The following is a 21,716-nucleotide window of genomic DNA, read 5'->3' as shown; positions in this document are numbered from 1 at the left end:
CAATTTATTGATAAAATCTCAAAAATAGACCATTCCAGCATCTTATATATAGATGAAGCAGGAGTTGATAATAAGTTATACCGAGAATATGGACGCGCTCCAAGAGGAAAGAAAATTTATGCAGATATTCCAGGGAGAACTCGAGAGAGAATCAGTATAGTAGCCGGGTGGATTGGAAAGAGATTTATTGCACCAATGACTTTCAAAGGTGGGTGTGACAAAGAGGTATTCAATACATGGTTGGAGAAGATGTTATTACCTAAATTGCCACTTGGCACAACTATAGTTATGGATAATGCTACATTTCATAAGACCACTAAAACAAAATCATTAATAGAGTCTTTTGGCTGTCATTTGCTGTATCTTCCAACATATTCACCAGATTTGAATCCTATAGAATACTGTTGGCATACCATCAAAAGCCGCCTCAGACCTCTCATGTATAAATATACAGACTTACAGCTTTTGGTTGGTAATACCATAATGGAACTTTATCATCCATTTTAGAAAATACTATATATGAAAATCAGTTTTAAGGTATAATTTTCATTTTTGAAAACTGTTTAGTGTCTTAGTACTAACTTCTGTATCATTCCTCTTAAAAAAAGTCTAGTTATAGTGTATACGGAGTCTATAATTATAGCTCTTTTTCTAATAGTTCGAACAGGTGGATATTCTTTTTGGCTCAATTTTTGTATCCGTTCAGAGGTGTGGTTTAAGAAACAACAGCTAGCAGGTTTTGAAAAGGGTTTAATTCCTTTTGTTTCCAAGTCAGATACAACGAAATTATCCGCTCAAGAAATCTATTCCCTCGCTCTGACTGTGCAAAATATGAATTCTTACGATAGACAACATAATGCCGTATCTGTCGCTCAACATGGTTATTCGTTAATGGAATATTCTCTGGGTCATCCAAAAATGTCCACATCATTGACTCGGATTTTATAATACCCTTTACCGTTCGTGAAGCTCCTTTTGCTTCAAGTATATAAGATATTTTTATCATGCAGTACTGTATGTATCTTCGTAATTCTTTAGCTTGCTTAGTGAACTTTGAAATACTAATTTCATTTTCTGACAAAGCGTTTTTTAATACAAACAATCCATTAGCTGCGTCTTTTAAACAATGGCCAAGTCTCATTACTTCACTATTCCAACTATGAGATAACCTCTCGAAATTTCTCAATAAGTGAGCCCAACAAATTTGTCGTTTTTCATCACTGAAGTGGTTGTAAACTGCATATCTGTCAGTAATTACCAGGTTTTTGTAATCACAAAATGCACTATTCTTTAAAAATTTCATTCCTCTTGTATCTGCTAACTTCATAAGACTTGCTTTATTGTTGGCAAACATCCAGCACCATCCCAATTTGCCTTTGTTGTAGTGACTGGTTTCATCAATATGCAAAATTTCGCTTGCTTTTATTTCTTCCTCTATTTGTTCATAGGCTTCTTTACATTTTGACGAAACCCTTGCTTCACTATTGGACACACTACCAACACTTATACTCATGTTAAAGATGTCTTTCATAATATTCGCTATTTCTCGCTTTGAATTCTTATAAAACCCACTTAGTGATGCAACTACTGACTTAACTCTAGGACCAAAGGTATCCGGTGTAACTCCTTCTGGTAATTTGCTACTCCTTCTTTTTCCGCATTTACGACAGCGACCATGTTCTAATTGATACTCAACTACGTAAGGCTTAATTTCTGGTAAATCAACTTTTTGATAGACATATGGTTTTTCCGATATTGCGATTTCTTCACCACACTCGCATCTATTTGGTAACTCTACCTTCACCACCTCATCTGCTTCCATTTTAGCTCGGCAATTCCCCTTATGTCCAACTTGACCACCTATCTTCCTGCCGCCCTCTGACTTATCTTCTGGTGTGTCTTTTTTTATTTTGTACAGCTCTTTTGAACTTGGTAAAGATGAATTCCTTGAGTTTAAGCCGAGTCTCTCTCTTAGTTCAGCATTCTCTATTTCTAAGATTTTATTTTTTTCTTCAATCTTTGCTACTTTCTGCTCTAAGTTTTTACATAACTCTACAATACTGATCAACAATTGAAGCATCTAGCCTTACTTTACTATCAACATTTTGTGTTATTACTACTTTAATATATTATGTCAATTGTTTTTTATCCTTGCCACACCTCTGAACGGATACAATTTTGATCTATACAAAAAAATTACTGAAAATGGCGGATTAGTAATTACTGAGCTTCCATTTGCTACTAAACCAAAACCTCAGTATTTTCCTCAAAGGAATCGAATTATATCTGGTCTATCGCTGGGTGTTGTAGTGATTGAAGCATCGAAACGTTCTGGCTCTCTAATAACAGCAGATTTTGCTTTAAATCAAGGGAGAGAGGTATTTGCAGTTTCTGGTTTCCCTCTAGATTCACGCTGTAGTGGTAGTAATTATTTAATTAAAAACGGTGCTAAGCTTATCGAATCCGCTGATGACATAATAGAGAGTATTAGGTTTAGTTTACCTCCGCAGCAAAAAAACCTATTTAATGTTGAGCACTATGCTGTTAACCAAAAACAAGAAAAATTGCAACAGGCAAAATATGTTATAGTTGATCATATTAACTCTGTACCTGTTGATATAGATGAACTTATATTAGCAAGCGGACTTTCTGCCAACATAGCTCTAATGGCTCTTTTAGAACTAGAGTTGGAAAACAAAATAGAGCGTTCTCCGGGGAATAAAATATCATTAATTTTCTAGATTGCTTTAGTTATAAGTCCACAACCGTACAAACATTATGATTTGAGTCCACCAAGAAAGATGTCATTCCAGCGTGTGACGCTGGCTTTCCGTAATCTCACTAAAAACGTTGTATTTTTACATAACTTTTATACTTACTAACTTAATATATAATCAGAATTCCTAGATTCCAGACTCATGCATCAATAGACCTGCTGCAAAAGGTAATGATAAAATGATGGGAGAGAGGTAGAAGAGGAATAAGCAGATAGAGTAAGGTAAAAAAATGAGCTTTAGTTACTACAATATAAAGAAACACCCAAGAAATTTTCGTAATATAACAGGCTTAACTGTAGAAGAATTTGAAAAGTTGATAGAAAAAGTGGGGAACTTCAAAAAAGTGTGTCAAGCCGAAAAGAAAAGTAATAAATTGATATAAAAAATGGAGGTTTGAAATGAGTCAAGCAAATAGAACTACCGGATTAGTAGACTATAAAGAACTAGAATCAAATATTTTATCATCTATAGCTAACCCAAGAAAGGTTTAGCTATATGGCAAAATTGGTTATAATGGTATAATAAGTAATGAGAAAGAAGAAGATGCCAAGTCCATATAGTGAGGATCTGAAAGAACGTGTTTTCAAAGTAGTCGATAAAAAAACAATGACGATAAAGAAATCAGTCAAATATTCAAAGTGAGCATAAAAACAATATATTTGTGGAGGAAAAGGAAAAAAGAAACCATCTTCAGGCTATCACAAAGGATATGGCCATAAGATTAAAGATATGGATAGATTTATCAAATTTCTGGATGGATATTAGAATTGAAAAGATAATTGAAGAATTTGGTAATATGTGTAGAAACACAGTATATAACTACCTTAGCAAAGTAAACTATACATATAAAAAAAACTTTTCTTTATCGAGAAAGAGAAACGCAAAGAGTTCATAAAAAAGTAGAAGAAATAAATAAAGAAAACTTGATATACATAGATGAGTCTGGAATAGAGGACAATGAATTTTATGAATATGGGTGTTCTCAAAGAGGCAAGAGGTTATTTGCCCAGGGTTTAAAAGAAAGAGGGTAAGCATAATTGGAGCACTGAATGAAGGAAAAGTTAAAGCACCATGGATAATTGATGGCTACTGCAATAGTGAGATTTTTGATGCTTATGTAGAAAATGTACTTGTTCCTGTATTTAAACCTGGACAGACTATTGTTCTCGACAATGCGAGCTTTTATAAATCTGCAAGGACAAAAAATTTGATAGAAAATATTGGGTGTAAAATTTTGTTCTTGCCTCCATACTCGCCAGATTTAAATCCGATTGAGAAGTTCTGATCAAGCACGCCATAAGAAAGGCTCTACAAACCTTTTGGCCCAATATTAATTCGGCTATTGATTTTGTTTTTAGTGCTCAGGCAAATCTTACTTCGGTTAGCTATAGCAGCTATAATGTGCTTGCAACAACTAATTCACTACGGCAACTGCACCGTGACAGTGTTTGTATTTTTTTCCAGAGTTACAAGGGCACTTGTCATTTCTTGAAACTTTTGGAAGTCTGCTATTTTTAGTAGAGCGTGACCTATTGCCTATTTCTTGATTGTCTAGCAACTTAAAGTGCGCTAGGCGGTGAATGGTAAGCTCCCTCCACTTTTCAAGCATCGACTCAAACATTAAGAAAGCTTCGCGTTTAAATTCATTCAGTGGGTCTTTTTGCCCCATGGCACGCAAATTTATGCTTTGTCTTAGGCTCTCTAAGACCGAAAGGTGCTCCCTCCATAAATGATCAAGTGTCATGATCATCACTTGTTTCACTATCGTATTCCACAAATCTGTAGTTTGTTGACTATTGAAATATTTTTCTTTCTCAGTAAAAAATTCTTGTATCTTGTCATTTATATAATCCAAGGCTTCTTGTTTATTCAAAAACTCTGCTAGATTAAGCGTTATCCCGTATCTTATGTGGAATTCTTTTGCAATATCTTCAACATAATCTTCGTAATAACCACTTTGTACTATACCTTCTATTATATCCTCATTTACTTCACTATATACTTCAACTAAATCATTGATTTCATTGTTTAAAATATGATTTCTCTGCTTAAAAATAACTTTACGTTGATTGTTGATTACATCATCAAACTTTAGCAAAGACTTCCGCACATCATAATTTCTAACTTCAACTTTCTTCTGTGCTTTTTCAAGTGCTTTATTAATCCATGGATGATGAATAGCCTCGTTGTTCTTTAGTCCCACTCTTTGCAAAAAATTCCTCATTCTATCAGAACCAAATATCCTCATTAAATCATCTTCAAGTGATAGAAAGAACTTAGAAAGTCCAGGGTCACCTTGGCGGCCAGAACGTCCACGTAATTGATCATCTATTCTCCTGCTTTCATGCCTTTCGGTTCCAATAACACATAAGCCACCAGCTTTTATAGCAATTTCCTTATCTTTTTTTACTCTTTCGACTATTTCTTGATATTTTTTTTCTCTTTCATCAGCATTTTTTATTTTCTCGAGCTCTATTTTTGCAATCATTTCAACATTTCCACCAAGCTGAATATCAGTTCCACGTCCTGCCATGTTTGTTGCTATAGTAATGCTGCCTGGTATTCCAGCTTGCGCTATTATATACGCTTCTTGTTCATGATAACGAGCATTCAATACTGAATGCTTAAGGGAATGGCTTTTCAAAAGATCGGAAAGTTTTTCAGAATTTTCAATACTCACAGTGCCAACAAGCACTGGTTGAAGACGTGTGTGACATTCCGCTATAAACTTCAATACAGCACTAAATTTTTCTTTTTCTGTGCCATAAATTTCATCATCAACATCTATTCTTTTAACAGGCACATTAGTTGGAATTTTTACTACATTTAATCTATATATATCACGAAATTCTTCTGCCTCTGTTGCTGCTGTTCCTGTCATACCAGAAAGTTTGTTGTACATACGAAAGTAGTTCTGAAATGTGACTGATGCTAAAGTTTGACTTTCATGCTGAATTTCAAGATTCTCCTTTGCCTCCAGTGCCTGGTGAAGACCATCAGAATATCTCCTACCTTCCATCATGCGCCCAGTAAACTCATCAATAATTACCACCTTACCGTTTTTCACTATATAATCTTTATCAGCAGTAAACAGCTTATGTGCACGAAGTGCTTGATCTATATAATGAGTCAGTATAATATTGCTAGTATCATAGAGCGAGGAATTTCCAGGAATGAGGTTATACGATTTTAGTAATTCCTCCACTCGTGAAATGCCATTTTCAGTGAGGAACACTGCTCTACTCTTTTCATCGACTTCATAGTCAGAATCAACTAATTTGATTACTATTTTATTGATATGCTTATATATCTGATTATTTTCCTCAAGTGGGCCAGAAATAATGAGCGGAGTACGCGCTTCATCAATCAGTATAGAGTCTACTTCGTCTACTATCGCATAATTGAAGCCTCTCTGAACCATATCTTCTTGAGAAAATTTCATATTATCTCGTAGATAATCAAAGGCAAGTTCATTATTTGTTGAGTATACGATATCTGCGCTATAAGCCTTTTTTCTCTCGTCGTCTGTCAAATTATTTGTAATAAATGCAACAGAAACTCCAAGAGAATTATATAATTTACTCATCCACTCTGTATCTCGTTTTGCAAGATAGTCGTTAACAGTTACGACGTGCACACCTTTTCCTTCTAAAGAATTTAGATATGCAGCTAAAGTTGCGACGAGTGTCTTTCCTTCTCCTGTTTTCATTTCTGATATCATGCCATTATGGAGAACCATGCCACCAATTAGCTGAACGTCGAAATGCCTCATGTTAAGGAATCTTCGTGATGCTTCTCGTACAACCGCAAATGCAGGTACGAGAAGGTCATTTAGTGTTTTTCCATTTTTCAGTTCTTGTTTTAATTCCGCAGTTTTACTAGCAAGATCCTCATCAGATAAGCTCTGCATTTCTTGCTCTAGCGCATTAATCTGCTGAGCAATTTTTCTGAAGGATTTTATTATCTTCTTGTTCGTTGATCCAAATATCCTTTTTATAAAAAAAAGTGACAACGTAAAGATGAAGAATATAAGAATAGTTGTTAAAACTAACGTAGAGTCTGGCATAAACTTAGGTAAAGTTTTATTTAATATGAGATTATATTACTAAACGTAACCTGCGGCAATTAGATTCAGAAAATCTTTATTTACAAACTAAGGAAAAGATTCTTGCAGATGAAATGTAAAAGAGTCTATTTATTTTATTAAATATTATAATTAATAATTAAACTTTCTTAATAAATTATTAAAATAGTGTTAAGCTACATGTATAAAACGGTTAGTGGAGTTACAATGTTAAGCAATATTATAAAAGTAAAATTAGAGAAAAATAGTTGTCCTTTTGAAGAATTAGAAGAATTTTTTGCTTCATTAAAATTTGGTACAAAAGGGTTTAAAGATTCTTCAATAAAATTAGTTTGCCAAGTATTGGAAGATTTCACCTTAATTCTACCAAGAGAGGCAGTACCTAATTCTTTCGCTTTGAAGCTTTTATCTTTGCTTAGTAAGGGAAATGAGCTGGCTTTACCTATTATATTAAAATACCTTTCTTGCAGAACTGTATTTAAAGATTTTGGTCAAAAACTACAGGCTAAAATGGATCAAGATATAAAAGAACAAAACGATTCTAAAATTTCTCAGGAGATTGAGTTATGCAAAAAAGACATTTTAAATCTTCTAAATGGTGGTAAATCAGTATTAGATGTTCAATTGAAGCAGCGGTATAAAAAATACTATTCGTCAATAGATAACGAGATTGAAGAGTTAAAGACTAAAATTTTAAAAGAACTAGAAGATTATATTAGCAATACTAACGTTAATAAAATGTATCGAAGCCTTAATAATAAAAAGAAAAGCGAAGAATCATTAAAAGAAGTAGCGTTAGGATCTTGTTCATTGGGTGGAATTTGCGTGTTAATATTTTTTTCACTTGGTTTTTTTATTTTTTTGGCAACAACCATTGACCCACCTGCTCATATGAGTATGTATAAAGTAAAGGTTTTTAGGTGTATAGGAGCTTCACCTTTAGTTTTTGTAGCATTAGCACTAACAGTAGCAGGTGTAGCTTACTTAACAAGTTGTTATCTAAATCATAGTTTTACAAAAGAAATACAAGACTATATAGAGCAACCAATAAAATGTATGGATAAGGCAACTAATAATAAAGAATTAGACAATTTTCCTTCTGACAATTATGAAAAAGTACAACCTTCAGCACCGCTTGAGGAACTACTACCTTCATACGAAGAATCGTGTTACAGTAGTTTAGGTTATATTCAACCATCTAATCCAATACAGCAAAATAAGTTGTTGTAGTGAAGGTATAAAGAGAATAAGCAAAATTATATTTGTAATTTTGCTTCCTTTATCATGACTTAGAACATGCAGCAACATGAAGATTTGTCTATACTTTATCAAGTATATTAATGGGTAAATGAATTTTAATACAATCTTATTATACTTATAAATACGTTATATGTGAGAAGATATGGAAGATTTTATAACTGAAAGAAGGAAAGATGATGCTGTGATATCTGTTTGTCAGGATAATGAGAAAAAGAACGTATTAATCTTGGGACTCAATCAAGCTGCAAGGAATTTATTAAAATGTGAGGAAGAGAATTTACTTAATAAGCCGTTAATCAATATTTTAAGTAAAAGAGCAGCTGAAGATATGAAAAGCTATTTGGAGTATACTGAAGATGGGCGCGATTTGCCCGATATATTGCCAAAAGTGATAGGCTTTTCTTTAATCGACGCTAAAGGAGAAGATATAAAAACAAAGGTAAAAGTTTTTCGCACAACGCAATTTACTAATAGCAAGATTAATTATGAGCTATTGATACGTGACATTAGCCTGTTTCATAAGCTAGTAATGTTTAGGGATAAATATCTGATGGGTAAGAAATATAAAAAACACAACTTGTTTGATATACCAGACAATGATTCAACGATTTTGGAGTTATATGTCATATTGAATTTTGCCTTTGAATATCAAATTAATGCAGTTATAGGAATAATAGGCTTCAATAATAAATTTAATGAGATAAACGATGCATTGAGTATGATCACAGAGCATTTTTATAAAAATTGCCGTAGTGATGATTTTCTAGGATTTATTGATGAGAATAAGGTGCTTTTTATTTTGATTAACTGTGATGCAAAGAACACATCTAAAATAATTAGTCGTATATATTCTACCATTAATAAGCAGTTACTAAAGCGAAAGTTACCAAGTATATCAATTATTTATGGAAATATAATTCAAAAACATAGTGTGAAGAATGCTTAAACGCTTTTGTCATTAATTGGTTTGTAGTATCTAAGTTCTACACAATATAAGAATTGTTTTTTATTTCTATTAAGCTTATATTAAAAATTTAAGCTTAACTATGAGGTTACTGATCAAACTATTTTCATTATTATTCGTGGTAGGGAGTGTCAATGCTAGGGTAATTCTGGATAAGGAGATGTTTTATGCAGAACTAGATGGAAAAATAGATTTAAGATTTGGCTACGCTTTCAACAGAGATTCTTTTAGCTCTACAAAAGACAAGACCTCAAGTTATTCAGACCTGCGCTTTCTTTATTTGCAGCAAGTTTATCCCAATACGCAAATGGGGTTTAATGTTAAGGCAGGAGTTTCTGCTATTGCAAACCTAAAAGCATTAGACATAGAAAAATTAGAAATGGAGAAGTGCTATTTTATCATAAAGAACCAGGAGTTTGGATCAGTTGAATATGGTAAAGGAAGTTTAGTTAGTCAGAGTATGTTAATTAACACTTCAAAAATTTACACAGCTGCTGGAGGAATAAATGGTCATTGGACAGATTATGCAAATTTGTGCGGTAATAAAAAAAAAGATGATGGTTCTGGGTATGATAAGGATAAGGTATTTTGGGTCAAGCCTAATATTTATAGCGACTATAATAGACTAGAACTAAAGTTAAAACAACCAACGTTAAACTATATCTCTCCTAAAATCTATAACTTTCAACTTGGATTTAGTTATGTTCCAGGTAAAAATAATTTACAATATAACAATCTAATAGCCGCTGGTCTTTCGTATGAAAATGGCCTATCAGATGATATAAGTTTTACTACTGCCTTGGCTGGTGAGTTTGCAAGGGAAAATTTAACTGACTGCTCGGATGGTACTTCTCAAAATTATGAATGCCGTAATCAATTACTACACTGGAATTTTGGATTGAAGCTAAAACTTTTTGAACTTGATTGCATTTTTTCGTACGGTAATGGCGGTAAATCTGGTGAGAAGCGTAGTCCTGAAACAAATAATATGCATTATGTAAATGCAGGTGTTGCTTATCATTCTGATTCTCGTAAAGTGAGCTTAACATATTTTAATAGTGTTAGGTATATTGCAGGTAAAGGTACAAACGAATTCACATCACAGGCTTTCAGTCTTGAATATCCATTAGCTCTTGGCACTTCATACTACTTCGATATTGTAAAATTTAGTACTCAGGAACCTGTAGTAAAAGATAACAACTACGGGTATGTGCTTTTGGCCGGATTGAAGCTAAGTTTTTAGTGAAGTAACTGGTATGTAAGTATTGTAGTAATGAGAGTAAAATTGAGTTGTTAATATATTTGATATTATAAAAATAACTATTACATAAGATTTTCAATAAAAAGACATTCTGTTACTAATCCAAGTGTAGGAGAAAACGGTTATTAATTAGCAAACCAAGCCCTTCAGTAAGCGCATCTCTTCAGGTGCTCTTTTTTTCTTTTTTATATATAAAAAAATTAGATAGTATTGTGAGTGCGGTTTTTTCTGTGTTCTGATGCTTTTCAATTCTATAGCTTTTGTATTGAATTTCCTTTTTTTACTACTATTTCTCTATATTGTTGTAAGAAAGAACAGAAAATTTAGTGAGAATCTTGAGAAGAATTTACTTAAAGTAGAACATGAACTTCAAGAGGCAAAACAGGCTTTAGTAGATAAAAATAAGGAAATAGTTGATTTGAAAGTGAGGAACGCAGAACTTCAAGTAATTCTTCAGAAAGAGCGTGAAGAAAAGAAAAAGGAAATAGAATTACTAACAAAAGCAGAGGAGAGGCTTACGAACACTTTTAAAGCACTTTCTCTTGATGCTCTTCAGGTAAACAATAATAATTTTCTGAACTTAGCAAAAGAAGTGATCGATAATAAGCTAAAAGAAACAGAAAGTGACTTCAAAAAAAGGCAAGCAACGATCAACGAAGTTATCACTCCAATAAAAGAAAAATTAGAAAAATTCGACAGTGAAATACGTGAGCTAGAGAAAGAGAGGGTAGGGGCCTACGAAGGTTTAAGGGAGCAAATTGGAGCATTAATGAACCAAACTTCTAGCCTTGCTAACGCCTTGAGGAAACCTCACATTAGAGGTAAGTGGGGTGAAATGCAGCTCAAAAGAGTGATAGAGATGGCGGGAATGATTGAATATTGCGATTTTTTTACTCAAGCCTCAGTGATTGATAAAAACGAGGACAATTTGTTGCGTCCTGATTTAATAGTAAAAATGCCATCAGGAAAGCAAATAATAATAGATGCTAAAGTACCACTTGATTCTTACATGGATGCTATGTCGCAAAATGATTTACAGATACAAAAGGAAAAATTGAAGAATCATTCTCTGGCAATAAAAAAACATATAAATGATCTAGGCAGAAAGGAATATTGGAACCAATTTGAAAATACGCCAGAGTTTGTGGTGCTTTTTTTAACAGGAGAAGGGGTTTTCAGCGCAGCACTAGAATGTGAACCAGCTTTGATAGAAATTGGAATAGAAAAAAAAGTAATTATTGCAACACCAATCACTTTAATTGCGCTACTTAGGGCAGTAGCCTATGGATGGAAGCAAGAGATGATAGCTGAAAATGCAAAGAAAATAAGTGAACTAGGCCATATTTTATATGAGCGAATCTGCACAATGGGCGAAAATTTTGATAATTTACGCAGAAGCTTAAAAAGTGCTGTTGATCATTACAATAAAACTGCTGGTTCGCTTGAGGTAAGAGTGTTTCCTGCTGCCCGAGAATTCAATAAGCTTGGTATACATGCAAAAAATAAAGAACTCACTGCTGCAAAAGAGTTGGAATCTTTACCACGCAGTTTACATGCTGAGAGGTTGAAAGTAGATTAGTATTTCAGGTCTCCTTAACTTACATTTGCTGATTAAAACAACTTTCTAAAAATTTTTTTTATATAGCTCAATTCCTGCACATCATTTGCTGCATAAACAGGTATAGTTTTTTGCTCAGTACCAGGTATTTCTACAAAAATTTTGCCCACTTCTTGACCTTTTTTAATTGGTGCGGGTACCATATCTTTATACTCAATACGCACTTTAATTTTATCATGTAATCTGCGGTTATAAGTTATGGTAACATCGTTTGCAACTGTAACGGGCACCTTTTTATCTTTTCCATAAACAATATTTATTTCTTCAACTACGCTATCCTTAGCAAATATTTTCTTGGTATTAAAATGATTTAAGGAATATTGTATTAGTCTTTTTGCTTCCTCTATTCGTTCTTTCTCGGTGTCCAAACCATTCACAACAGCAAAAATTCTCCTATCGTTCCGTTTTGCAGATACTATAATTCCATAACCACCAGCACTCGTATGACCTGTCTTTAGACCATCAACTCCAATATCATGGAAAAGTAAAAGATTTTTATTTTTTTGTACAATATCGTTATATGTCAAATATTGTTCAGAGAATAGATCATAGTATTCAGGAAAATCGGTGAAAATTCTTTTTGCCAGTGTTACCAAGTCTTTTGCGCTCATAAAATGGTTTTCATCTGGCCATCCACTTGAGTTAACAAAATGACTATCATTAAGATTCAAATCTTGTGCAACTTCATTCATTTCAGCAACAAAATTCTCTTCTGATCCTGCGATACCCTCGGCTAGCACTATGCATGCATCATTACCTGAGGCAATTGTAATTCCTTCAAGCAGTTCTTTTACAGTAACAAATTGACCTTCTTTCAAAAACATAGAAGAGCCTTTCCTTTCCCATGCTTTTCTACTTACTCGAAATTTATCTTCCATTTTTATTATTCCAGCTTTTAGATAATCGAAGGCCACATATAAAGTCATTAACTTGCTCATTGAAGATGGGGCCATTTTTTCACTGGAATTATGGTCAAAAATGAAAGAGTCTGAAGCTAAATCTAAAACAACTGCTTGCTTTGCTTTAGTTCTAAACTGATATGAGTACGAATTAAAAGGGAGTATAAAAATTAATAGCAAAGTTACTAATTTGCTTAACATATTTATAATTTTAAATTTATAATGTGCTAAATTAATAGTATGATTTTGCACGAGCATTTCAATAGATCTCTTGCATAAAACTTCCTTGACAAACTGCGCCAGCCCCCTTATTATGACAATAAGAGTATTTATCCTTGTTTTCGATCCGCGCGGGTTCAACAACAAAAATTCAGTAAAAAACTCAGATATTTATTGGCAAATTACATAAAAATTATAGCGGCTGCATGTCTTTTTTATTTTTTCTACATTCAGCCAAAACGCGCTTATTTTAAGCGTTAGCACATTATTACAGCGCCAATTTACATTATTATAGGGTCAAAACTCGTTACACGGGGATTTTTTTGCCTTTTTTATAACTAGTAAATTTATTAATATTTGAGGTGTCATCCCAGTGCTTGACACTGGGATCCAGTTGAGCTATTTCAACAAAAATACTGCATTTGAGATGAACATTTGTTCTTACCAGAGTTATTTACAAGTATAACAATTAAAGTCTGGATTCCAGTGTCAAGCACTGGAATGACATCAAAGGGGCTATTTGCATGACATTCTACTATGTCATTCCAGTGCTTGATGCTGGAATCCATAAATTTTTTGAGCACAAAAGTTATGCTAGGTTTTTGTTGGTAAGAAACCAGTGTCAGCTACTCGGATGACATAGAAGGAGCACTGGGATGATATATAGAAGGGACACTGGGATAGAGGCTACTTGAATGACAAGAAGGAGGGAGCAGGAGATGACAAGAGAGGGGCTACTTTCATTTGCTGTCTTCAAAAATTTACAATTATGCTTCATGTATTTTATTAAATATTTTACTTAAAAATTCAATTTCTTATTATAAGAGATAAGCAATTCATGAATAATGAAAGATTACAAAAAAGGTCATAGAAAGCGCCTAAGAGAGAGAATTATTTTAGATAACGGACAATCATTACTTGATTATGAGATTTTAGAACACATTTTATATTCAGCATATAGTAGAATCGATGTAAAGCCAGTAGCAAAGAGTTTGATAGAAAATTTTGGTAGTTTAAATAAGGTTTTTAATGCCGATTTAGAAGCACTGCAAAATATTAAAGGAGTTAATAATGCAGCCATATCTGCTATCTTTTGTGTGAAACAGGCTTTTGTTCGTTCTGTACGAGAAGAAGTAAAGGACCTACCTATAATCAATAACTGGGAAAATTTGCTTGATTATTTAAAAGTAAGTATAGGAAGCCTTAATAAAGAAAATTTTCGCGTCATCTATATGAATAAAAGATATCGTCTAATAGCGGAAGATCTGCAGAACTTTGGTACAGTAGATCAAACTCCTATTTACGTTAGAGAGATCATAAGGCGCGCTCTTTTGATTGGCTCAACATCCATTGTAATATCCCACAATCACCCAAGTGGAGATATACAGCCTTCAAGCAGCGATATGTTTCTCACTAGACAGCTTAAAGAAGCTTGCAAAAGCGTAGGGATAGAATTAATAGATCACATTATTATCACATTTAGTAGCTATTTTAGTTTCAAGGAAAATAGGCTTTTATTAGAGTAGATCTAAAATTGCTTTTGCCATTTTTCTTATTATGGAAGTAAAGCTATACATGAGGTGGTTGCCAGTGGAACAAAAATTTTCCTTCTGGAAGACAATGTGTGATTTAGGTGGCGTAATAGTGGCAAATTGAAAGAAATACATGGTATTTGCCACTATTAGAAATCTCCTGTTTTGATAAGACTTATGACGCTAACTATGGATTAGAAGAGAAGAAGAAAAGAAGGTAAACTCCAGTATTTTAGAGATAATAGGAGGTTACCCAGTGAATAAGAATGTAACAGAATTATTCTGTTTTGTAGATGATTATTGTAAAATAATAGACAAAAATTTTGCAGGTAGATTATTATCCAATGGTAAAAAACCTACAAGAGTGCCAGAAATAACGCATTCCGAAATTATAACAATAATTCTGTTATATCAGCAATCTAGATATGAAAACTTTAAATCATTTTACATATGTTACTTACAGTTGCTGCATAAGTCAGACTTTTCCAGACTACCTTCTTATGATAGATTTATTGCGCTAAAACCTCGAGTTTTATGGTATTTAGCAATGTTGCTACAGTGGTTATGTGAGCAGGCAAAAAATACAGGTATTTCCTACATTGATTCAACTCCTATCACGGTCTGTCATGCAAAAAGAATATCTAAAAATAAAGTTTTTACTGGAATTGCAAAATTAAGCAAAAGCACTTATGGCTGGTTTTTTGGTTTTAAATTACATGTAGTAATCAATGAAATAGGCGAAATTCAAGGTGTTACGCTAACCAGAGGTAACATTGACGATAGAAAGCCAGTTTTAGATCTGACTAAAAAACTAACGGGTTTATTATTTGGAGATAAAGGTTATATCCAAAAAGGTCTATTTCTACAATTACTTGATAGAAATTTAAAGCTTGTTACCAAGATAAAAAAAGGGATGAAAAACGCATTAATCTCTCTAAATGAGAAGATTTTTTTAAGGAAAAGATCTATTATTGAAACAGTTTTTGGTTACCTAAAAAATAGATTAGAAATTGAGCACACTCGCCACCGATCTCCTTTTAACTTTCTGGTTCATATTTTTTCTACACTCATTTCATACTCTTTACAACGTAAAAAACCTTCCATTTCCAATTCTTTTTTTGTTCGCTAATCCATAGTTAGCGTTTATGAGGTCTTTGTTGGTTTTTTGAATTTTGTTGAAGCACTCACATGCTTACTCTAATATTTTGTTCACAGAGCCTAGTTAGCTCAATTTCAAAGTTAATTTGTGAAGCTCTGAGTTCTGTTAGGGGATTTTCTGGTTGAATATCTAGCTTATTCTGTATGTTCGGTAAACAAATTAAAGCCGAATCAAAAATTTCATCATACTGCTCTGCTTCATGTGCGCAATTGATTATTTCTTCGAATTCTTCCACATCTTGCGGCGTATCTTTTAATATTGCTCTTATTTGGTTTAGGTTTTGACGAATTTTTTCCTGATATCCAGCAATTCTCTCTTGATATATATCAATCATTTTTTGACATGAGGTGCCTCTAAATGGGTGTTCTGCTTTTTCCTTTATGTAGGAGCTCTGAAAATTTTTGCAATTAAGGACTGCTTCTCTACATTTTTTTATGTCACTAATTATACTGGTTATTGACTTACTTGCTTTCTCCTGCTCTTCTTTTTTGATTATACATTCATTCTTTGTTTGGCTCATTTTATCATACAGATTTCTGCATTCTTTATATGATACCAGCGGTTGTAGTATTCCTTCCTCTACACCTTTATTATAAAAATTCTTCAACTCATCGCTTGATAGTATTCGTATAGCATCTTTCCTTTTACCTTGTAATTTAGGATACTTTTTGTTCAGTGAACTAATATAATTTAATAGGAAACTCTTAGTTAAATCTTCCTTTTTAACTTCTGATAATTTTTCTAGTGTTTCTATATATTTCAAAGTTTCCGCAAAAAGCTGCGCACCAGATGGAGCAAATCCTGGCAGTGGTTTGCTCTGCGCCTTATAAAAATCGGTTTGTAAAAAATCTTCGGCTTGTTTTTTTATTACTGAAAGTTCATTGAAGGCTTTTTCTGGATTGATTTTTTTTAAAATACTAGTAGCTTTTTTAATCGCTCTTTCTCTCTTTTTATTATCTTGTTTTTCGTTTAAGATTAAGCTTTCAGCTTCAGTAAAAGCATTCCCTTGGGCACTTTTGGCAATATTACAAACAACGTTTTTTACAACTTGCTTAGTTGCTACATAATCTATTTCCTTTGTAAAGCAATCAATAAATAGCTGCCAAATTTTTTTGTTAACGGACTTACTTGTCTTATGTTCTAAATCTTCTACATCTTTGAATCCTAAAATAGTATAGAGATTTTTTTCAATTATTGGTTCAGCATGTTGTTTTGCCACTTTACCTTTTATATTGAATAGAAATCCACTAATCTTAGTTGTGCCCATAATATTACCTCACAATATTAATGTTATATAATATAAAGTATAAAAGCTTAATGCTTAATTTTTACTTACTATTAATATAATTGAAGATTAACTTTGTTCCTATATTAAAACTTTAACTCCCAATTTATTATTAGTAATATCATTATATGAATCTTATGCCTGAATTTGGGAATATATCGCTACTCATAGCCTGCTTATTGTCTTTAACGTATTTGTTTTTACCGTTTAGTTCTTGTCGGTTTATTACCACTGCCATATTTTTTTGTGTATCAACATCAATGGCTATTTTGATCTACTGCCACATTAAAAATGATTTCTCACTTGAAAACGTATATTACCACTCACACACAACAAAACCTTTGATCTATAAGATTTGTGGTGTTTGGGGAAATAAAGAAGGGTCTATGTTGCTTTGGACCTTAGTGCTTGTCATGTATTTATTACTAATGGATATTTATATACCTTCTGTCATCCCAGTGCCCAGACACTGGGATCCAGACAATTTAATTGCAAATGAGTACATCAAATGGCAGTGTAATAAAAACTGGATTCCAGTGTCAAGCACTGGAATGACACCAGAACGAACTAATGGTAGTAAATTAAAAAAAATATCTCTTATCACTCATGGACTGATTTGCTTTTGTTTTTTACTGTTCACTTTACTTGAATCAAATCCCTTCACTAAAATGCCAGGCATCGAAACAGATGGTCTTGGTTTTAATCCGATATTGCAGGATATAGGCCTTGCTATTCATCCACCGATATTATATTTGGGGTACCTTGGATTTAGCGTTCCTTTTTCGCTCTCTATAGCTGGATTAATTGCAAATACTGAAGGAAATGTTTGGGCTAAAATTGTCAGGCCTTGGGTACTGATTTCTTGGTCGCTGCTCACTTTGGGCATCAGCTTGGGTAGCTGGTGGGCATATCGTGAACTCGGTTGGGGTGGATTTTGGTTCTGGGATCCAGTGGAAAACGTTTCTTTGATGCCGTGGCTAATTGCAGTGGCGCTGACACATTTGTTGCTCGTTGTACGAAATTTCAATACTTTAAGGAACTTTACTATTTTACTTACGCTCACAACTTTTATATTGAGTGTGACTGGAACATTTCTAGTCCGCTCAGGAATACTTACCTCAGTGCACACGTTTGCAGATGACCCAAGATATGGACTGTATATATTAGCTCTACTTGGTGTAATTACAGTCAGTAGCTTAGTAATATTTGTAGTGTTTACGAGAAAGAATCACACATCTTTCCAGTATTCGATATTGGAATCTGAAAAGAAATCTGCTACTCAAGTGACAGAAGGTAGAAGATTCTTTTCACGCCTTACGATGATGCTGATGAACAATTTATTATTCATCACTGCCTTTTTCATCGTGTTCGTTGGCACTTTATACCCTACAGTGCTTGAGTATTTAACCGGTGAATTAATTTCAGTTGGAGCACCATATTACAATTCTTTATTTAACTCTATTGCACTAGCTATTCTAGTGCTCACCATGATAGGGCAATACTGCAGTTGGCAGGGAAATAGTCTATTGCCAATATTCCGTGAATATAGATTTTCATTTTGTAGTGCTGCAGCTATTTTGCCGTTTATCTTTTACATGGAGCTAATGATTGTGCTATCAATTACCATCTCCATAGCATTATTAATCTTTGTTTTAGAAGCATATAGTAAAAGAATTTGTTTGTTTAAGGTAGCGTTTGGTGAATCAATTTTACTCGCAAGAAGAGTTTCTAAGTCCTACTATGCAATGATGCTTGCTCATGCTGGAGTGGCAATTCTAGTGCTTGGTATATCTTATTCAGTTGGTTGGCAGGAGAAAAAAGAAAACTACTTGGGAATAGGAGACAGCATAACAGTCAATAAATTTAAAGTTACTTTACGAAATATTGAGCTAATAAAAGAAAAAAATTTCCATGCAGTGAGGGGTACAATGGATATCAGGAATTTGCTTAATAGTAAGGTAATAGGTGATGTAACTCCTGAATATAGATTTTACCTTGCGGAAGGTCAGAAAAATGTTGAAAGCAGTATCTACCACAATTTATTTTCTGATATTTATGTTGTAATTGGAGAGATTGATAAGAGTAAGAGCAAAATCGCAGCTAAAGTGCACTATAAACCTGGAATGTCTATAATCTGGCTTGGATCCTTTCTTATTGCTTTTGGTTCGCTCCTTGCTGCTTTGCCTTCTAGCAAAAAAGTAGTTCCTTCAGTATCATAAAGTTTGCATTTTTTGGCAATTTAAACTTAAGCTAAGCAACACTAACCTTGCTAGCGAATTTTCTCTATGTTCTGTTGTACAATAGGCAATAAAGATATATTTTCTAATGAAGAGCTTACATGATATATGGAATCTACTTCCTCAGGCCTTTTAAAATATCCCTGCTTAATAGCGTCGTAGACAGAAGAACCACCAAGCAAGCAGTTCTCACCTAACTCTTCTTTATAATTTTTAAACTTTTCCAATATTTCCTCCTTGTTACTCACTTCTACTATAATTTTTCCTTCATCTTGCACATCAGAATACAATCTAGCATCTACTTTTCACAAATCAGTATGAAAAGTCAGTACTATATTACCTATAAGGTCAGTATAATTTCTTACCCCACCTTCCGTTAAAATTTCTATCTCGCTTTCACCTATTGCTATCACGTCTCTTCGAAATTCTGTGCTTTCATCTGTTCCATTTATGATTTTTGCAACCTCGACTATACTATTCTTTGAATATTTCAAGTAGAAAGTGAAGTTGTCCATTTTTGCCTCTTTTACCTTACCAGTAGTTGCGTTTTTTGCAGCTTCCAAAAACCTTAGAGAATAATGTATATAGCTTTTACGTGCTTCTTTCAGATTAGCTTTGTGGTCTTTAAACTTCTCTAGTTTATCAATTACAATTATACTACTTAAAGTTTCAAATACTGCACCTCTTTTTACCAAATTACATACTATGTGACTAGCAACTTCTATGTCCCTTTCAACTTGAAAAATCTTTAATTCACTAATTCTTCTTATTACATAATCTGTAAAATTATACTTATTCTCATAAGTATTTTCATATATATTTCCCTCACAAGTAAGATTGAACCTTACCCTAGATTTTATAGCTTCATTTACAACCTGTTCTAGCTGATTTATGTCTTGAACTTCATCTAATTTACAAAAATATTTATCTGGATCTTGCTCATCTAGTAGAAAATCTTCCCCCCATAGATTTACACTTTTGCACAAATACTTTTTTCCATTATAGTCAGCTTGTGTTTTTTTACGAAAAGTTCCATAAATAACATCATCAGTTAAAAAGCACTCTTTAATATTAAGGTGGGGGTTATTAACTGCAAATTCTATTGGGGTTTTACCTTTTTTATCCTTTATATCAAGATTAGCTCCTTTCCTTAGAAGCAATTTGATAATTGTATCACAATGACCAGAACGAGTAGCATAATGCAAAGGCGTCCTTCCTGTGTCGTCCTTTTCATTAGGATCAGCACCTGAATTCAACAGTAAATCTATGCATTCTTCTGAATTGCTACATTCCATACTTGATAGAATATGCAGTATTGTCAGTTTAGATTCTCCTCTTTTAAGGTTGAGAATGGTTTTTAGATCTTGATTACTTTTATGATCTAGTAAAAATTTTTTAATTTTTTCAACATCGTTCTTATAATCCTTATAAGTAACATGTGGAAAGTCTTTAAAAGTACTTAAGAATTTTTTATTCAATTCCTTCTGACTCTCTGTTAAGTTGGACATGTCAACAAGCCACGTAGATATCAGCTTGCCAAATGCACTTCTTTCGACAACATCCGTTAAGGAGCAGTCATTGCGAAGTAGCAACGAGTATTTAATCAATTCATATTCATCATCTTCTTGTTGCTGTGTTTCTTCTGCTTTCTTAGAGTGCTTAAAATCATTTTTTATTAATTCAATCAAAAGCTTTAATGTGTTAAAACTTTTATGTCCCAATAAAGGATCTGCTTTGTTTTCAAGTAGAATTCTTGCTATTTCTGAATAGCCATTTCTAATAGCCCAGCATAACGGAGTACGCCCGTATTCATCCGCTACGTCAACATTAGCCCTTTTCTCTAATAGGAGTTCTACTATTTCTTCATGTCCATTGATAGTAGCACAATGCAAAGGAGTACACCCATTTTGATTTACTGCATCAACATTAGCCCCCTTGTCTAATATGAGTTCTACTATCTCTTTATTTTCATTGTGAGCAGCACAATGCAAAGGAGTAAACCCATTTTGATCTGCTACATTAACATTAACCCCTTTTGCTATGAGAATCTCTACCACTCCTATACTGCTACTTGCAGCAGCAAAGTGTAAAGTATTCCATCCATCTTGATCTGCTGTATTAACATTACCCCCTTTTTTTATTAAAAGCTCTGCTATCTTTACAAGATCATTTCTAGCAGCTATATGTAACAATGTACTTTGATCATCGAATGTATAATTTATGTTAAATCCATTATCTTGCCACTTTTTATACGTGTCTGGATCTTCTTTTTCCAATTCCTCTTTTACCCTTTCGATTATATTGTTCTCATTTAAGTCACTTATTGTCCTTAATATTTTTAACAACCGTTCATATTCCATAATTCTACCTCAAACTATTTGTTTTTGTACTATAGCTAAAAAAAATTATTGATCCATAATA

Annotated in this window: 16 protein-coding genes and 1 pseudogene; 11 read left to right on the top strand and 6 right to left on the bottom strand. The window is 33.3% G+C overall.

Features of this window, described 5'->3' with window-relative positions; genetic code table 11:
• Positions 1–6: 6 nt before the first annotated feature.
• On the top strand, positions 7–507 hold the full coding sequence (locus OM962_RS00865) for an IS630 family transposase (protein WP_319606738.1): 501 nt from the start codon (positions 7–9) through the stop codon (positions 505–507).
• A 208-nt stretch (positions 508–715) separates the two neighbouring features.
• Here OM962_RS00865 and tnpC read toward each other — a convergent pair whose 3' ends face one another.
• On the bottom strand, positions 716–2,068 hold the full coding sequence (gene tnpC / locus OM962_RS00860; RefSeq protein WP_264330459.1) for an IS66 family transposase: 1,353 nt from the start codon (positions 2,066–2,068) through the stop codon (positions 716–718).
• A gap of 106 nt (positions 2,069–2,174) precedes the next feature.
• Between tnpC and OM962_RS00855 the strand changes: the two are divergent.
• From OM962_RS00855 to OM962_RS00845, 3 genes and pseudogenes are all read left to right on the top strand, one after another.
• Positions 2,175–2,741, top strand: a pseudogene (locus tag OM962_RS00855) (DNA-processing protein DprA); the annotation flags it as partial.
• A 265-nt stretch (positions 2,742–3,006) separates the two neighbouring features.
• Entirely contained in the window at positions 3,007–3,159 is a 153-nt protein-coding gene (locus OM962_RS00850) for a DUF4423 domain-containing protein (RefSeq protein WP_264330511.1), read from the top strand.
• A gap of 594 nt (positions 3,160–3,753) precedes the next feature.
• A complete protein-coding gene (locus OM962_RS00845) occupies positions 3,754–4,062 on the top strand; it encodes a transposase (RefSeq protein WP_264330510.1) in 309 nt (102 codons plus the stop codon).
• Positions 4,063–4,191: 129 nt separating this feature from the next.
• On the opposite strand, the gene secA is transcribed toward OM962_RS00845, so the two are convergent.
• The gene (gene secA, locus OM962_RS00840; protein WP_264330509.1) at positions 4,192–6,843 is read right to left on the bottom strand and encodes a preprotein translocase subunit SecA; all 2,652 of its coding nucleotides are present in this window, start codon (positions 6,841–6,843) and stop codon (positions 4,192–4,194) included.
• Between the two features lie 225 nt (positions 6,844–7,068).
• Between secA and OM962_RS00835 the strand changes: the two genes are divergently transcribed.
• From OM962_RS00835 to OM962_RS00820, 4 genes are all read left to right on the top strand, one after another.
• Positions 7,069–8,091, top strand: coding sequence for a hypothetical protein (locus OM962_RS00835; RefSeq protein WP_264330508.1), 1,023 nt, complete (start codon positions 7,069–7,071; stop codon positions 8,089–8,091).
• Positions 8,092–8,263: 172 nt separating this feature from the next.
• Positions 8,264–9,067: a hypothetical protein gene (locus OM962_RS00830; RefSeq protein ID WP_264330507.1), complete on the top strand. Its 804-nt coding sequence runs from the start codon at positions 8,264–8,266 to the stop codon at positions 9,065–9,067.
• A 100-nt stretch (positions 9,068–9,167) separates the two neighbouring features.
• Complete coding sequence (locus OM962_RS00825; protein ID WP_264330506.1) at positions 9,168–10,328, top strand: porin; 1,161 nt, start codon at positions 9,168–9,170, stop codon at positions 10,326–10,328.
• A gap of 256 nt (positions 10,329–10,584) precedes the next feature.
• Positions 10,585–11,925 (top strand): DNA recombination protein RmuC, encoded by a 1,341-nt coding sequence (locus tag OM962_RS00820; RefSeq protein WP_264330505.1) that lies wholly within the window; start codon positions 10,585–10,587, stop codon positions 11,923–11,925.
• A 32-nt stretch (positions 11,926–11,957) separates the two neighbouring features.
• Here OM962_RS00820 and OM962_RS00815 read toward each other — a convergent pair whose 3' ends face one another.
• Positions 11,958–13,064 (bottom strand): D-alanyl-D-alanine carboxypeptidase family protein, encoded by a 1,107-nt coding sequence (locus tag OM962_RS00815; RefSeq protein ID WP_264330504.1) that lies wholly within the window; start codon positions 13,062–13,064, stop codon positions 11,958–11,960.
• Between the two features lie 863 nt (positions 13,065–13,927).
• Here OM962_RS00815 and radC point away from each other — a divergent pair.
• A complete protein-coding gene (radC, locus tag OM962_RS00810; protein ID WP_264330503.1) occupies positions 13,928–14,608 on the top strand; it encodes a RadC family protein in 681 nt (226 codons plus the stop codon).
• Between the two features lie 262 nt (positions 14,609–14,870).
• Positions 14,871–15,743 (top strand): IS982 family transposase, encoded by an 873-nt coding sequence (locus OM962_RS00805; protein ID WP_264330502.1) that lies wholly within the window; start codon positions 14,871–14,873, stop codon positions 15,741–15,743.
• Between the two features lie 55 nt (positions 15,744–15,798).
• Here OM962_RS00805 and OM962_RS00800 read toward each other — a convergent pair whose 3' ends face one another.
• The gene (locus OM962_RS00800) at positions 15,799–17,040 is read right to left on the bottom strand and encodes a hypothetical protein (protein ID WP_264330501.1); all 1,242 of its coding nucleotides are present in this window, start codon (positions 17,038–17,040) and stop codon (positions 15,799–15,801) included.
• 155 nt (positions 17,041–17,195) lie between these two features.
• Between OM962_RS00800 and OM962_RS00795 the strand changes: the two genes are divergently transcribed.
• Positions 17,196–19,277, top strand: coding sequence for a heme lyase CcmF/NrfE family subunit (locus OM962_RS00795; RefSeq protein WP_458694674.1), 2,082 nt, complete (start codon positions 17,196–17,198; stop codon positions 19,275–19,277).
• A 50-nt stretch (positions 19,278–19,327) separates the two neighbouring features.
• On the opposite strand, the gene OM962_RS00790 is transcribed toward OM962_RS00795, so the two are convergent.
• Together OM962_RS00790 and OM962_RS00785 are read right to left on the bottom strand one after the other, a co-directional pair.
• Entirely contained in the window at positions 19,328–19,585 is a 258-nt protein-coding gene (locus OM962_RS00790) for a hypothetical protein (protein ID WP_264330499.1), read from the bottom strand.
• A gap of 15 nt (positions 19,586–19,600) precedes the next feature.
• Positions 19,601–21,655 (bottom strand): ankyrin repeat domain-containing protein, encoded by a 2,055-nt coding sequence (locus tag OM962_RS00785; RefSeq protein WP_264330498.1) that lies wholly within the window; start codon positions 21,653–21,655, stop codon positions 19,601–19,603.
• Positions 21,656–21,716: the final 61 nt, after the last annotated feature.

Source organism: Wolbachia endosymbiont (group B) of Erebia ligea (assembly GCF_947179575.1).
Lineage (GTDB): Bacteria > Pseudomonadota > Alphaproteobacteria > Rickettsiales > Anaplasmataceae > Wolbachia > Wolbachia pipientis_C.
This window is presented reverse-complemented; position numbering and strand designations above follow the sequence as displayed.